This is a genomic window from Sinosporangium siamense (assembly GCF_016863435.1).
In the GTDB taxonomy this organism is placed as follows: Bacteria; Actinomycetota; Actinomycetes; order Streptosporangiales; family Streptosporangiaceae; genus Sinosporangium; species Sinosporangium siamense.
The window spans coordinates 558233-573397 of the sequence record NZ_BOOW01000006.1; the positions used below are offsets into that span (position 1 = coordinate 558233).

The window sequence follows — 15165 nt, forward strand, 5'->3', positions numbered from 1 at the left end:
CTTCCGGCGTTCAAGGACGTGCGCAGCTCGTCTGCGGGGAGTCGGAGCAGGGCGGCTCTCGCGTCCGGCACACCTCACCGCCCTCGCTCTCACCCGCCGAGTACGGCATGAGCCTTGAGAGCGCCGGTCTCCGGGCCGGGCCTCGTTCCCGCGTTCGCCGCGAAGCTCGGCCGGCCCGCCCGCGTGGCAAGACCCTGTGTGGCTCGGCGTCCACGTGCTGGGGGAATGCGACCCCGCATGCCAATGAGGGCGCGCCCGGCGACGCCGGACGGCCCTCACCGGCGGGCTTCGCCGCTCTCGCGGAACGGAGTCACTGTTCACCGCGACCGGGGACGCGGACACCCGGCTCCGCGGATGAGGACAGCGGCTCCGCGGATGGGGACTCCGTCCGCGCGCACGTTCCCGCCCGGGCACCCGCGGAGACCGCGAAGGGGCCGCCTACCGGCGGCCGGAGGCCGGCGAGCCGTCGCCGAGCAAGCCCGTCGACTCGAGATAGCGGTCGATGACCGAGCGGTAATACTCGGGGCCGTAGTCCTCGTCGGTGACGGACGGCAGCACACGGCGCAGCTTCTCGACGGAGATCCAGTGCTCCGTGCCCTCGTCGATGACGTTCCGTTTGGGAGCGAGCCCAAGGCGGTGCTCCAGGTGGTCAAGGATCAGGCTGATCGGCACCGACTGCCCCGAGGCCATGTTGAGCACCTCGTGGGTGATGCCCGCGGTGAGGATCTTGTCGAGGAGCGACACCCAGTCGTCGACGTAGATGATGTCGCGCCTGGCCTGGCGATAGACCGTGACACTGCCCGACGTCATCTGATCGATCAGTGCGGGCATCAGGCGGTTGGCCGGGCCGCCGGGCCCGACGACATAGCCGAGCCGGAGGATGAGGTGTTTGACCCCTGAATCCCGGACGAGCTGCTCCAGTTTCAGCTTGTGCCAGCCGTAAGGAGTGACCGGGACGATTTCCTCGTCTTCTCGTCCGCTGCAACCGGGTGCGCCGTACATGCTCATTGACGCGGTCGACAGGAACACCAGCGTCCGGCCTTCGAGCACGCACCGTTTGTTGATTTTCTGGACGAGTTCGGTCTCTCGTTCGTAGTCGTCGTCGGAGTTCTTCCAAAGAGACACTCCTGCGGCGAGAACGAGTACGTCCGGGTGCGCGTCGGCAATCTGCTGGAGATGGTGAGCGAGAAATCCATTTCCAACGATCTCCATTAAGGCACCGCTTTCAAACTCATGGCTCGGTGTCGGTTCCACTGCCCCCGTGCGGGGGGCGCCGAGACTCGTGTCGGATGAGGTGGCAGAAGAATGAAGACGGCATCACCATGTGTCCCGCCAGCGAGACACGGTGAAGGCCGGTGGCAGGCGCTTTCCCTCGGTGTTTCCACAGGCATGAAATCCTATTTCTACGATCGTGCCGGACTGCGATGCGAAGAGCAAGATGTGCGCGGTTCCACGCGGAGTGCGTGAAGCGGGACGGCCGGATGATTCCCGAATTTTGTATGGTGTGCTCACGACAATAGGCCGGGGAATGAGGGGGTCGGCGTGTGAAGATGCTGGAACGTGATGACGAGTTCGCTCTTCTGCGCGGTCTGCTGGCCGAATGCCGCAAAGGATTGGGCAGCGCGACGACCATCACAGGGGCGGTCGCGTCGGGAAAGACGGAGTTGTTGCACGCCTTCTCCGCGGAGGTGGCCGGCGGGGGGGTGCCGGTCCTGAGTGCCCTCGCCTCGTCGGCGGAGCGCACGCTGCCGCTCGGCGTGGTGGGCCAGTTGTTCAACCACGCGTCGCTGCCGAAGAGCCGCCGCGATCACATGGCGCGTCTCTTCACGGCGATGCAACGGGGATCGGGCCCGCCGGACCAGTGGACGGTCAACGAACGGGCACGCGTCATGAACGTTCTCTGGTCGGAGCTGCTGCTCCTGGCCGAGCGCGGGCCGATGCTCATCACCGTCGACGACGTGCACTATGCCGATGCGTTCTCGATGCGGTGCCTCCTCTACTTCATCCATCGGTTGCGGGACGCCCCCGTGCTGATGCTCCTCACCAAGAGGGAACGGCCGCAGCGGGTGCATCCGCTGATCGACGCCGATCTGCTGAGGCTGCGCCACTGCCACCTCGTCAAGCTGGGCCCGCTCGGCGTGCCCAGCGTCGCCGCCCTGGCCGCCGGGCATGTGCCCGCCGACGAGATCGATCGTTTCGCCGGGGACTGCCACGAGGTGAGCGGCGGGAATCCGCTGCTCATCCACGCGTTGCTCGACGACCGCCGGGCCGCTCCCGCGGGTGCCGCGGGGCATCTCGTGGTGGGACAGGCCTACCGGCACGCCGTGCTCGCCACCGTCCACCGGGGCGGCAGAACCGAGCTCCGGGTCGCGCGGGGGCTGGCCGTGCTCGGCGACCTGCGTGCTCCCGGCCTGCTGGAGGAGCTGCTCCGCGTCGACACCATGGCCGTGGAGCAGGCGGTTGCCGGGCTGGTGGCCGCCGGTGTGCTCGCGCACGGTGGATTCCGCCACCCGGCGGGACGGAGCGCCGTGCTCGGGGACATGGACCTGAGCCATCGCGCCGAGCTGCGCAGCAGACTGGCCAGGCTCAGGCGTGGGCGTGGGGGCAAGGCGCGGGCCGGGTCGCCGGCGGCGGGGCACGGGCGGGGCCGGCACACCGCCCCGAGGAACGCGGGGCCGGGTGCTACCGATCCGGGCGCTGAGCCGGGCGGTGCCGAGCTGAGCGGCGCGGAGCGGCGTGTGGCGGCCTTGGCGGCCGAGGGGCTTATGAACCGCGAGATCGCGGAGAGGCTCGCCATCACCGTGAGCACTGTCGAGCAGCATCTGACCAAGATCTATCGAAAGCTGGAGATCGATGGCAGGGCCGGCTTGGCCAAGGCGTTCGCGGCGCACTCCGACCTGGTCCCAGGGGGCGACAGGCCCGAACCGGTGGTCGGCTCGGGCCCGGTGTGGCCCCCTGCCGGATGGGCTCAGACGGGGCTCGCCTCCTCCCATACGGGGGGATAGTCGCCCTTCTTCAGCGGTTCCCACCAGCTCCGGTTCTCGGCATACCAGCGGGCGGTGTCCCGTAGCCCGTCCATGAAGTCCACCTGGGTCCGATAGCCCAGCTCGGTGGTGATCTTCGTGCTGTCCACCGAGTAGCGGCGATCGTGCCCCTTACGGTCGTTCACGTGGCGGACCCGCGACCAGTCGGCCTGGGCGATCTCCAGCAGCGTCTCGGTCAGCTCGCGGTTCGTCAGCTCGACCTCGCTGCCGATGTTGTAGACCTCGTTGGGACGGCCGTGCCGGGCGACGAGCGCGATGCCGCGGCAGTGGTCGTCCACGTGAATCCACTCCCGGACATGCAGGCCGTCGCCGTACAGCGGGACCGTGTCGCCGTCGAGCAGATTGGTGATGAACAGCGGGATGACCTTCTCGGGGAACTGGAAGGGGCCGTAGTTGTTCGAGCAGCGCGTGATCGAGACCGGATAGCCGTAGGTGCGGCTGAACGCGCGGGCGAGGAGGTCGCCTGCCGCCTTGGAGGCGGAGTAGGGGGAGTTGGGTTCGAGCGGGTGGTCCTCCACCCACGAACCCCGCTCGATCGAGCCGTACACCTCGTCGGTCGAGACGAGCACGAACTTCCCGACGCCGCCCCGCCGCGCGGACTCCAGCAGCGTCTGCGTGCCGACCACATTGGTGCGCACGAAGTCCACACCACTGTTGATGGAGCGGTCGACGTGGGTCTCCGCGGCGAAGTGCAGAACCAGCGCGACATCCTTCATGACGCGGTCTACCAGGTCCTCGTCGCAGATGTCCCCGTGCACGAACTCCAGCCGCGGGTCATGGATGACCGAGGCGAGGCTGTCCATCGTGCCGGCGTAGGTCAGCTTGTCCAAGACGACGATCTGCGGGTCCTCGAACCCTTCGTAGGCGCCCGCGAGGGCGTGCCGTACGAAGTTCGATCCGATGAATCCGGCGCCGCCGGTCACTAAGATCCGCATCTATCCGCACTCCTACCGTGAATCATGCCAATGATCGTGCGATGTCCATGACGTACTGGCCGTACGCCGACTGCCTGAGCTCCAGCCCCTTGCTGTAGCACTGGTCCGGATCGATGAAGCCCATACGCAGGGCGATCTCCTCCAGACAGGCGACACGCACCCCCTGCCGGTGTTCGAGAATCCGCACGTATTGGCTCGCCTCCAGCAGGGACAGATGTGTGCCGGCGTCGAGCCAGGTGAATCCGCGGCCGAGCTCGACCAGGCGGGCCTGCCCCTGCTCGAGGTAGACGCGGTTGACGTCGGTGATCTCCAGCTCGCCTCGGTCCGACGGCTTGAGGTCCTTGACGATGTCCACGACCTGCCGGTCATAAAAATAGAGGCCGGTAATCGCCTGGTCGGACCGGGGTTGCACCGGCTTCTCCTCGATCGACAGCAGCCTGCCGTCGGCGTCCACCTCGGCGACGCCGTACCGCTCGGGGTCGGTGACCGGGTAGCCGAACAGGACACATCCCTTCAGATCCTGCTGCGCGGCGCGGAGGACTTCGGGGAACCCGGCACCGTGGAAGAGGTTGTCGCCGAGGATGAGGGCCGAGTCGTCGCCGCGCACGTGGTCGGCGCCCACCACGAACGCGTCGGCGATGCCGCGCGGTTCGGCCTGGCTCGCGTAGGTGATGTTGAGGCCCAGCCCGGACCCGTCGCCGAAGAGTTCCTGGATCGAGGGGAGGGAGTTCGGGGTGGAGATGATAAGGATGTCCCGGATTCGCGCCAGCATAAGCACGGCGAGCGGGTAATAGATCATGGGCTTGTCGTATATGGGGAGAAGCTGTTTGGAGGTCGCCAGAGTGAGCGGGTGTAAACGTGTTCCGTTTCCTCCGGCGAGAACTATTCCCTTCATCACGGCTCCTGTTTGACTTGCCGCCGGCGTCGTGGCAGGCGATGTGAATGTCGGTTGAGAGCTGATGGCCGAGCCTTGTCCATAACCCGCGGCGATTCACCGATCAGCCGGGGCGGCGGGCGCATGCCCTGTTATAATCTGCCCTGCGGCCCACGCCGGTGAAGTGAGATAAAGGCTCAGGCGAGATGCCTCGTCTGTGGTAAACCTATCGTTCGGTTCGGCACCGGTTTCAACCCCTATTGTGCCTTTGCTGGATTTCCTGGGGTTGGCTCACCACGGAATCCCGGTTAACCTCCATAGAGGTCACGGTTGAGTCTTCTTCCGCAGTGCTTCGTATGGGCGGTGCCGTGTATGGGCAGCGCTGTGTACGGACGGTGCTGTGTATGGGCAGCGCTGTGTAGGTGCAGTGTTGTGTACGGGCAGTGTTGTGTAAGGCAGTGCCTTGCGCAGGCTGTGCTTTGTGCAGGCTGTGCTTTGTGCAGGCTGTGCTTTGTTCGGGCTGTGCTTTGTTCGGGCGCGTGGGCCTGCGCGGACTTCATCCGCGCTCGCGGACGATTTTCCATGGTCTGCGGGCGCTGCGGATGATGGAGCGAGCCGGCCGCGTCCCTTTCGCGAACCATGGGCCGCGCGATGATGATAAGACTCGCCGCAAGGACACCGGGTTCCATGCGCCGGATGAATAATGCCGGAGCGCATGGGAGAGGATGACGATGCGCATTCTATTCGCGACCTACGCGGAGAAGTCCCACTTTCTGGTCATGGTGCCACTCGCCTGGGCCTTGCAGAACGCCGGACACGAAGTACGTGTGGCGAGCCAGCCGGAACTGACCGATGTCATCGTCAGATCCGGCCTCACCGCCGTGCCCGTCGGCAAAAACCACGACATGTATCGCGTCAACCGCGCGTTCAAGTTCTTCGACCCGCGGGCCGAGGTGTCCCGCTTCGACATGTCCGGCACGACCTGGGAGCAGGTCGGCTGGGAGCACCTCAGGCTGGGTTACCAGGGTTATGTGCGCTGGTGGCCGTGGCTTGTGAACCGGGGACTGGTCGGCGACCTCACCGACTTCTGCCGCCATTGGCAGCCGGACCTGGTGATCTGGGAGCCGCTGACCTATTCGGGGGCGATCGCCGCCAAGGCCTCGGGGGCGGCGCACGCCCGCCTGATGTGGAGCGTGGACCTCTTCAGCCGGCTGCGCGAGGAGTTCATGGCCGCGAGGGACCGGCAGCCGGGACCGGTGCTGGAGGATCCGCTGGCCGAGTGGATGGACGCGCGGGCGCGGACGGTCGGCGTCGAGTTCTCCGAGGACATGGCCCACGGGCAGTTCATCATCGACCACAACCCGCCGTCGATGTCGCTGGGCCTGGACCTCCCCTATGTGCCGACGCGCTATGTGCCCTACAACGACGTCGCCACCGTGCCCCGCTGGCTGCGTGCCGAGCCGGAGCGTCCGAGGATCTGCCTGACGCTGGGCACCACGGCGACCGAGAGGTTCGAGGGCTATGCGGTGTCCGTGCAGGACCTGCTCGACTCGTTGTCCGACCTCGACGTCGAGGTGGTGGCGACGCTCTCGGAGCAGGCGCAGGCCAAGCTCCGGCACGTGCCCGGCAACACGAGGGTTGTGTCCTTCGCCCCCCTGCACGTCCTGGCGCCGACATGTGCCGCGATGATCAACCACGGCGGCAACGGCACCTTCTACACGACCCTCATCAACGGTGTTCCCCAGCTCGTCATACCGACGATGTTCGATGAGCCGGTCCGGGCGAAGCGCCTGGCGGAGGAAGGGGCCGGCCTGACCCTCCAACCGGCCGAGGTCACCGGCGAGAAGATCCGCGCGTGCGTGGAACGCCTGCTCGGCGAACCCTCCTTCGCCGAGCATTCGGCCCGCCTGCGGGCGGAAATGCTCGCCATGCCCAGCCCCAACGACGTGGTGCCCCAGATAGAGGAGCTCACCGCCCGGCACCGGCCGGCGACCGCACTCACCGGCCGCTGAGCCGGCCGGCAGGCCGACCGGCGAGCGGATCGGCGAGCGGGCCGGTGAGCGACGCCGCACAGCGAGAGGAACGATGGTCTTGTACGACTCCGAACTGGCCGATGTCTACGACGCGATCTACAAGGGCCGGGGCAAGGACTACGAAGCCGAGGCGTCCGAGGTGCGGAGCCTGATCCTGAAGCGACACCCCGGGGCCCGCTCGTTGCTCGACGTCGCCTGCGGCACCGGCTCGCACCTGCGATTCTTCGCCGGGGACTTCGACCACGTCGAGGGGCTCGAACTCTCCGCGGACATGCTGAAGGTCGCCGGTGAGCGCATGCCGGGTGTGCCGCTGCACCAGGGCGACATGCGTGACTTCGAGCTGGGTCGCACGTTCGACGCGGTCACGTGCATGTTCAGCTCGATCGCCTACATGAGCTCCGACGAGGAGCTGAGGAGCGCCCTGACGAGGATGGCCGCCCACGTGGTCCCCGGCGGCGTGGTCCTGATCGAGCCCTGGTGGTTCCCGGAGAGCTTCCTCCCCGGCTATGTGGCGGGGGATGTGGTCACCGTGGACGGCCGTACCCTGGCCCGGGTCTCCCGCACGGTCAGGAAGGGGGACGCGAGCGTCATGGAGGTGCACTACCTGGCCGCCGACGCCGGCACGGCGGTCCGCCACTTCACCGTCACCCACGTGAACACCCTGTTCACCAGGGAGCGTTACGAGGCGGCGTTCGCCGCCGCGGGACTCCGCGTGGACTACATCGAGGGCGGCCCCTCGGGGCGCGGTCTGTTCGTGGCGGTCAGGGGGGAGTGATGTACGGCTTCCGCCTCGCCCGCCTGCCCCCGTGCCTGCTCGCCGGGCGACCCGCGCGACCCACGCGAAGCGGGCCGCGGCCGGTCAGGTGCCCCCGGAGCAGGCGATGGACTCGGAGAGGGGCATGTGTGGATGTGGAACGCTGATCCCGAAGCCGGCCGAGTGGGCGCAGGGGGCGAGCTCCGGCACCGCCGGCCGGGCGTGGTCGATGGAGAAGTCCTCGCCGCAGCCCAGCTCACGGGCGTAGGCACGCAGCAGCTCGTCGTGGAAGGTGAAACGATCCAAGCACGTCTCACGGATCAGATGCCCGTTCAAGAGCGGATTCAGGTGCTGCCGGGCGACGTTCGGCCGGTGTCCCGCCATGGTCGCCAGGGTCGGCAGGTCCACGTCCGGTCCGCCGAGGAGTGCCATCAGCCGGAATACGCGCGCCGACTCCTCGGGGAGCCCCCGGTAGGACCACGAATAGAGCACCCTCAACGAGGACAGCTCATCGCCGTCCGCGTCCACGCCGTCGAGCAGATCCTCCCGGCGCACGAGGGAGGCGAGCCTTTCCGCCCCTCGCGCATGCGAGCGGGAGATGACGTGCTCGGCCGCCGTGCGCAGCGCCACCGGCAGCCGGCAGCTTGTGTCCGTGAGCTCCTGGAGATCGCCGTGCCCCCGGGTCTCGGTGCCCCTGCCGATGAAGCGACGGAGCAGCTCGACCGCGTCGTCGTCCGACATGGCGCCGAGCGTCATGCGTCGTGCCCCGTCGCGGGTGGTCAGCCCGGAGAGCCGGTTGCGGCTCGTGACGATCACCAGGCAGGAGGGGCTTCCCGGCAGCAGCGGCCGCACCTGGTGGGCGGACTTGGCGTTGTCCAGGACGATGAGCAGGCGCTGGCCCGCCACCATGCTCCGATAGAGCGCCGCCTGCCGTTCCAGGTCGGCGTAGGGCATGGGATGCGTCTGCACCAGGCCGTAGAGGAGGTGCCCGATCCCCTCCAGCGCGGTCATCGGCTGGGAGTCGGCCGAGAAGCCGTTGAGGTCCAGATGGAGCTGGCCGTCGGTGAAACGGTCGGCGAGTTCGTGTGCGAGCCGCAGCGCCAGCGCCGACTTCCCGACCCCGGGGGCCCCGTTGACGAGGATCAGCCCGGCTTCGCCCGAGGCCTCGGCCTCCCTGACGAAGGTGTGTAACCCCTCCATCTCGCGCCGGCGGCCGGTGAAACCCGGCACGTCGCGGGGGAGCTGGGCGGGGGCCGTCCACGAGGGGCCGGCGACGGCGGGCTCGTGCTGGGGCCCGGTGGAGTAAAGGGTGAGTTCAGGGGCGCCGCTGAGGATCTGGGTGTGACATCGCTGCAGCTCGTCCTGAGGCTCGATGCCGAGTTCGCTGATCAGGCGTTGCCGGGCGTCCCTGTATTCCGCGAGCGCGTCGGCCTGACGGCCGGAGCGGTAGTAGGCGACCATCAGCAGGTGCCGGAACCGCTCCCGCAGCGGGAATTCGAGCGCCAGCGGTGATATGTCGCGGATGACGTCGGCGGGCCGGCCAAGGTCGAGCAGGAGTTTGGCACGGTCCTCACAGGCCGAGAGCCGGAGCTCGTTCAGCCGGGTGCGCTCGTTGTCGGCGAACGGGCCGACGGTCCCGCCGAAGGCGGTGCCCTGCCAGAACGCCAGCGCCGCGTCGAACGCCGTCACGGCCTGGGTGGGGGAGCCGACCTTCTGCAGACGTCTGGCGTCGGCCAGATGCTCCTCGAAGAGGTAGGCGTCGACCTGTCGAGGGTCGAGCTGGAGCAGGTAGCCGGACCGGTCACCGACAAGGAGTTCGGAGGGTGCCCTGTTGGTGCGCTTGGGCTCGAAGCTCCGCCTGAGTCGCGCGACATAGGTGTAGATGCTGCTCTCCACAGTGGCGGGGCGAGTCGCCCCCCAAACCGCAGATATCAGCTCATCTCTGCTGACTACCTTGTTGACATTGGCTGCCAAAGCGGCGAACAGTGCACGCTGCTGCGGTGGGCCCAGGTTGAGGAGCTCACGCTGCTTTGAGGCACTGACCTGGCCAAGCAGTCTGACATGTATTGCTTCGTTCACGGATGCGGCCCCCGGTTCAAACTCCACCGACCTACGGGCACCCCAATTGCCCTGGTCAGCTGCGTTTCCCGCACATCGGTATAAACAGACTAACAGGAAGATGGCCTGACAGGCGGCGAAAACCTTCGGGTATCCGGCACTCACCCCAGATGTGGCCGGTCAGGGCGGTGCCGTCGGGTCATAATGAGCCCGCGCCGGCCCCCCGGCCGTGTGCTTTGCCGAGCGGCCCCGCCGGCGCTGTCTCGCTGGCGGGACACCTTCCCGCGCGTGCGGATATGGAATGGGTCATCGTGAAACAATGACCTGATTCTTTGCCGGAATATCGAAAACAAGGCCCGGATGGTGACGGATCACCGCACTCTCGGCTACTGTCTATTCCGATCGATCGAATTCCCTTTCCTCGCTGAGGCGCTCATGTCAAATAGAGATATTTCGCAAGGCGGGCAGTTGAATCGGGTGGTCGTCACCGGTTTCGGAGTGATATCCCCGCTGGGCCTCGACTGGTCCGACACGTGGTCGGGACTCGTGCAGGGAAGAAGCGGCGTCGGTGTCATTTCCGATTTCGATGTCACCGGAATCCCCGTGCAAATCGGCGGGCAAATCAAGGGGTTCGATCCGTCTGCCGTCCTTCCCGCCGCCCTGGTCCGCCGCACCGGCCGCACCACTCATCTCGCCCTGGCCGCCGCCGTTGCCGCGCTCCACGACGCGAAGCTGGAGATCGAGCCGGACGCCGCCGCCCGCGTGGGAGTGATCGTGGGGTCGGCCTATCCGCCGCTGCGCGCGGTCATCGACGCGCACGCGGCCTTCGAGCGGCGCGGCTTCATGGGGATCAGCCCCTATGCCTTCACCGCGGCCGGCGTCGTCGGACCGGCGGCGGAGGTGGCGCTCCACCTGGGGGCGCGCGGACCTTCCGCGTCGTTGTCGACCGCGTGCGCCACGGGGGCGACCTGCGTCGGCGAGGCCATGGAGCTGATCAGGTCGGGCAGGGCCGACGTGGTCCTGGCGGGCGGCGCCGACGACACGCTCACCGCCTTCGAGCTGGCCATAGCGGCCCGGGCGAAAGCGCTGTCACGGCGCACCGGCGATCCGGAACGTGCCAGCCGGCCCTTCGACAGGCAGCGGGACGGCTTTGTGATGAGCGCCGGCGCGGGGATCCTCGTGCTGGAGAGCGCCGGGCACGCCGAGCGGCGTGGCGCCCGAATCTATGGTGAGTTGGCCGGATATGGGGCCACGACAGATGCGTATAACCTCACCGTGCCAGACCCGGCCGGCGTGGCCGTCGAGCGGGCTCTGAGGACGGCGCTCACCGAGGCGTCGGCCGCCCCCGAGGAGGTCGGCTACGTCAACGCCCACGGCACCGGAACCCCGCTCAACGACACCGCCGAGATCAAGGTGATCCGGCGGGTGTTCGGCGAGCACGCGACAACGGTTCCCGTGAGCTCCACGAAAAGCATGACGGGGCACATGCTCGGCGCCGCGGGGGCCATTGAGGCGGCCGTCGCATTGGAGGTGCTCCGTTCGGGGATCACCCCGCCGACCGTCAATTGCGACGACCCGGAGGATCCGGCGATGAACTTCGTCGCGCACAAGGCACAACATCACCAGGTCGACGTCGCCGTCAGCAACTCCTTCGGGTTCGGCGGGCACAATGCCGTGCTGGTGGCCAGGCGATGGACCGGTGGAGGAGACGGACCGGTGCGATGACGACGGGGATCGGGGGCCCACGGGCTCGCCCGGTCGCCGGAGGCGACCGGAGCGGTCCATGTGGAGAAAAGGATCTGGAGGACATGCCATGCATATTGCCGACGATGAAAAAGAACTGCTTTCGCGGATTGCCGCGATCGTGGAGAAGGTCAGCGGCTTGACGGCGGCCGAGGTCCTTCCGGACAAGTCGTTCAGCGGGGATCTCGCACTTGATTCACTGTCGATCGTGGAAATCGCTTTCTCCGTCCAGGAGGAGGTCGGCGTGGAGATACCAGAAGAGGACCTCGCCCGTCTCATCACCGTCGGGGACCTCCTTGACTTCGTCCGGAAGCACGCGGAAGAGAGTTGACCGCCGCCGAAATCCCCGGTGCCGCGCCCAGGGGTGAACAGTGACCTATAGCGAATTGACACCGGCCGAATTATTCGAGGAGGGCGCGGCCGGGCCGGGCATCAACGAGCGGTCCTGGCTCGTCCGATGGGATCTGCTCGGCGGTGACGCCGAGCAGATCGTCTACGAGTCGCTCCCGGCCGTCGTGGACTTCCACACGTCGGGCACCACCGGGCCGAGCCAGTGCTGGCGGCGCACCCGGGACCAGCTGTGGGCGGAGGCGGGTCTGCTGGCCGATCTGGTACGGCAAGGCCGGCCGGAGGCGATCGTCTCGTTCGCGCCACCCCGGCACCTCTACGGAGCGCTTACCACTCTCCTGCTGCCCGTCCGGCTTGGCATACCCGTCTGGTATCGCCCGCAGTACTTCGGCGAGATGCCGAAGACGGGCCACTCCCGGCTGGTGATCGTGGCGGTCCCGTGGACCTTCTCCATCCTGCGCAGGCACGCCTCCTGGGTGTCTGAGGCCCGGCACCTCACCGTTCTGCACAGCACCGCGACGCTGCCCGCGATCGCCGGGACCTTTCTCAGCGAGACGCGCGGAGGCGCCGGCACAAAGAGCGGCGCGGGGGAGGACAGGGTGCGCCTGGTCGAGGTGTTCGGCTCGACCGAGGCGGGCGGCATCGCCACCCGCGACTGGACTCCGGGCGATGTCCTGTGGCGCCTCCTCGACGACGTCGAGTTCGCCGAGCCTCCCGCCAGAGCAGGAGAGGAAACGCCGTTGGTGATACGAAGTCCCAGGCTCGCCTTCCGCCCGGGGGAGGAGCCTGCCGGGGTGTGGCAGACCGACGACTTCGTCGAGGTCGCCGGCGAGCGGAGCTTTCGCTTCGCCGGCCGGCGAAGCCGCCTGGTCAAGATCAACGGTCGCCGGGTCAACCTGGACGACCTCGAACACTCCGCGCGAGCCGTACTCCGCTGCGCCGATCTGGCGTTCCTCCCCGTCGAGGACGCGATGAGCGGTGAGCACCTCGACCTGCTCGTGGCCTCCGAGCCCGGCACGTCGCTCTCCGAGGCCGCCGTGCGTTCATCACTCGGGCAGATCTCCGTCCGCCCGCGGCAAGTGCACCTGGTCGACCGCATCGACCGTACCGATACAGGAAAACTCCGGCGCGTACAGCGACCGCTCATCTCCGCTGAAGGGGGAGAAACGTGACGGCCTTCGTGGAGAGACAACCGCTGCGGCGCCTCGCTGAGATCGTCCGCAGTTCGGGATGGCAGGCCACTCTCGATCCCTGCGACTTCGAGGCGGCGGCGCGCATGGAGGCGAGCGCCTCGGTGCTGGCGAAGAAGCTGGCCGCCCAGGACGCCGTCTACGGTGTGACGCGCGGTTTCGGCCCCCTGGTCGCCTATGACGCCGCCGACTCCGCGGCCGAACAGGGCGCCGGACTGATCGCCCACCTGGCGTCGGGGCAGGGGCGCCCGCTCCCTCCCGACGAGGCCCGGCTGATCTTCTGGCTGCGGCTGAGCAGCATGCTCAAGGGATATTCCGCGGTCTCCCCCACCTTCTGGCAGGCCCTCGCCGACCGCTGGAACGCCGGCTTCACCCCGGCGATCCCGCAACACGGCACCGTCAGCGCGAGCGGCGACCTCCAACCGCTGGCGCACGCCGCCCTCGCCATCGCGGGCACGGGAGAGGCGTGGGCGCGCGGCGACGACGGCGAGTGGACGGTCCGCCCCGCGGCGCAGGTGCTGTCGTCGATGGGGCTCGCGCCGATCGAATGGTCGGCGCGAGAGGCGCTGGCGTTCGTCAACGGCACAAGCGTCAGCCTGGCGAAGACCATCGTCAACCACCAGTCGGTCATGCGGCTCGTGCGGGCCGTGGGAGTGCTCACCGCGCGCATCGCCGAGCTCCTCGGCTCCAACTCCGAGGCATATCACGAGGGCATCGGGCGTGCGCGGGGGCAGCAGGGCCAGCTCACCGTGGCCGCGTGGATCAGGGCCGGCCTCCCAGAGCACATGGAGCGCGATCCGCGCCGGCCGCTGCAGGAGCCCTACAGCCTGCGCTGCGCCCCCCAGGTGCTGGGCGCGGTGCTCGACCAGCTCCTGGCGGCCGAGGAGATCCTCGTCCGCGAGGCGAACGGCTGCACCGACAACCCGATCTGCTACGAGGGCGAGCTCCTGCACGGCGGCAACTTCCACGCCATGCCGGTCGGCCTGTGCTCCGACCAGGTCGGGCTGTGCCTGCAGCAGGTCGCCTACCTCGCCGAACGCCAGCTCGCCCTGCTCTGCGACCCGTCATCCAACAGCGGCCTGCCGCCGATGCTCACCCCCCGCCCGGGGGCGGGCAGCGGGCTCGCCGGCGTGCAGCTCAGCGCCACCTCGTTCGTCTCCCGGATCAGGCAGCTGGTCTACCCGGCCTCGCTGACCGCGCTGCCCACCAACGGCGGCAACCAGGACCACGTGCCCATGGCGCTCAACGGCGCCAACTCCGTCGCCGAGGCGCTGGAGCTGGCCTGGCTGGTCGTGGGCTCCCTCGGCGTGGCCGTCTCGCAGTGGGCCGCGTTGTCGAAGGCGACGCCGGCGGACGACTCCGTCTGGGCGAGGCTGGCCGAGCTCTCCCCGCCGCTGGAGCGCGACCGCCCGCTCGCCGCGGAGGTGCGGGCCTGCCGGGACCTCATCTCCCAGCACGCGGCGGAGCTGCTCGGCGCGGACGAGGACTGGAACTGAATGATCAGGCATTTGCTGCCCGCCGGGGTGGAGGTCGAGGAGGTGGCCGGTCGCGAGCTGGACGTGGAGCTCTTCCCCGTGGAGGAGGCAGTCGTCGTCCAGGGCGGGATCCGGCGACGCGAGTTCACCACCACACGGAGTTGCGCGCGTACGGCTCTCGCCCGGCTCGGGGTGCCCCCTTCGCCCATCGTGCCAGGGGAGGGCGGGGCGCCGCAGTGGCCTGACGGTGTGGTGGGCAGCATCACGCACTGCGCGGGATACCGCGCGGTGGCCGTCGCCCGGGCCGCGGACGTGGCCGCGATCGGACTCGACGTCGTGCCGGGCGGCGACATGCCCACGCACATGCTGGAGGCGATCGCTCTCCCGAGGGAGCAGGTCCACGTCTCCCGGCTCGCCGAGGCCAGGCCCGAGATCGGCTGGGGCAAACTCCTGTTCAGCGCCAAGGAGTCGGTCTACAAGGCGTGTTACCCGCTGAACCGCCGGCGTATGGGATATCGGGATGTGGCGATCGTGCCCGACCTCCACAGCGGCGCGTTCACCGCGCGGCTGACGGTGCCGGGACCGGTCGTCGGCGGGCGGCAGGTCACCGGTTTCGCGGGGCGGTGGTCGGTGACCGGGGGACTGGTGATGACCGCGGTGGCGCAGCCCCTGTTCCAGACGGACGAGGCCTCCTCGCCAAGGGCCTGAAGA

12 protein-coding genes are annotated in these 15165 nt (G+C 68.3%); 8 read left to right on the plus strand and 4 right to left on the minus strand.

Annotated features, from left to right (window positions below; genetic code table 11):
* Positions 1-438: 438 nt before the first annotated feature.
* Positions 439-1212 carry an NAD-dependent epimerase/dehydratase family protein gene (locus Ssi02_RS04480; protein WP_204021249.1) on the minus strand — a complete coding sequence of 258 codons (774 nt, stop codon included), beginning with the start codon at positions 1210-1212 and terminating at the stop codon, positions 439-441.
* A 338-nt stretch (positions 1213-1550) separates the two neighbouring features.
* Here Ssi02_RS04480 and Ssi02_RS04485 point away from each other — a divergent pair, with 338 nt between their 5' ends.
* A complete protein-coding gene (locus Ssi02_RS04485; RefSeq protein ID WP_204021251.1) occupies positions 1551-3005 on the plus strand; it encodes a helix-turn-helix transcriptional regulator in 1455 nt (484 codons plus the stop codon).
* Here Ssi02_RS04485 and rfbB read toward each other — a convergent pair.
* Both rfbB and rfbA read right to left on the minus strand, forming a co-directional pair.
* On the minus strand, positions 2969-3979 hold the full coding sequence (rfbB, locus tag Ssi02_RS04490; protein ID WP_204021253.1) for a dTDP-glucose 4,6-dehydratase: 1011 nt from the start codon (positions 3977-3979) through the stop codon (positions 2969-2971). The genes Ssi02_RS04485 and rfbB overlap by 37 nt on opposite strands.
* A gap of 22 nt (positions 3980-4001) precedes the next feature.
* Entirely contained in the window at positions 4002-4874 is an 873-nt protein-coding gene (gene rfbA / locus Ssi02_RS04495; protein WP_204021255.1) for a glucose-1-phosphate thymidylyltransferase RfbA, read from the minus strand.
* A 710-nt stretch (positions 4875-5584) separates the two neighbouring features.
* On the opposite strand from rfbA, the gene Ssi02_RS04500 reads away from it, so the two are divergent.
* Positions 5585-6865, plus strand: a complete 1281-nt coding sequence (locus Ssi02_RS04500) for an activator-dependent family glycosyltransferase (RefSeq protein WP_204021256.1) — start codon at positions 5585-5587, stop codon at positions 6863-6865.
* Positions 6866-6938: 73 nt separating this feature from the next.
* On the plus strand, positions 6939-7661 hold the full coding sequence (locus Ssi02_RS04505; protein WP_307825577.1) for a class I SAM-dependent DNA methyltransferase: 723 nt from the start codon (positions 6939-6941) through the stop codon (positions 7659-7661).
* Between the two features lie 84 nt (positions 7662-7745).
* On the opposite strand, the gene Ssi02_RS04510 is transcribed toward Ssi02_RS04505, so the two are convergent.
* Complete coding sequence (locus Ssi02_RS04510) at positions 7746-9719, minus strand: AfsR/SARP family transcriptional regulator (protein WP_204021258.1); 1974 nt, start codon at positions 9717-9719, stop codon at positions 7746-7748.
* A gap of 456 nt (positions 9720-10175) precedes the next feature.
* On the opposite strand from Ssi02_RS04510, the gene Ssi02_RS04515 reads away from it, so the two are divergent.
* The 5 genes from Ssi02_RS04515 (at position 10176) to Ssi02_RS04535 (ending at position 15162) form a co-directional block, all read left to right on the plus strand.
* Complete coding sequence (locus tag Ssi02_RS04515; RefSeq protein WP_239128605.1) at positions 10176-11423, plus strand: beta-ketoacyl-[acyl-carrier-protein] synthase family protein; 1248 nt, start codon at positions 10176-10178, stop codon at positions 11421-11423.
* An 88-nt stretch (positions 11424-11511) separates the two neighbouring features.
* Positions 11512-11772, plus strand: coding sequence for an acyl carrier protein (locus tag Ssi02_RS04520; RefSeq protein ID WP_204021261.1), 261 nt, complete (start codon positions 11512-11514; stop codon positions 11770-11772).
* Positions 11773-11812: 40 nt separating this feature from the next.
* A complete protein-coding gene (locus tag Ssi02_RS04525; protein ID WP_204021263.1) occupies positions 11813-12961 on the plus strand; it encodes a class I adenylate-forming enzyme family protein in 1149 nt (382 codons plus the stop codon).
* Positions 12958-14475, plus strand: coding sequence for an HAL/PAL/TAL family ammonia-lyase (locus tag Ssi02_RS04530; protein ID WP_239128584.1), 1518 nt, complete (start codon positions 12958-12960; stop codon positions 14473-14475). Before Ssi02_RS04525 ends, Ssi02_RS04530 begins: the two co-directional genes overlap by 4 nt.
* On the plus strand, positions 14476-15162 hold the full coding sequence (locus tag Ssi02_RS04535; protein ID WP_204021265.1) for a 4'-phosphopantetheinyl transferase family protein: 687 nt from the start codon (positions 14476-14478) through the stop codon (positions 15160-15162).
* The last annotated feature ends 3 nt before the right edge of the window (positions 15163-15165 follow it).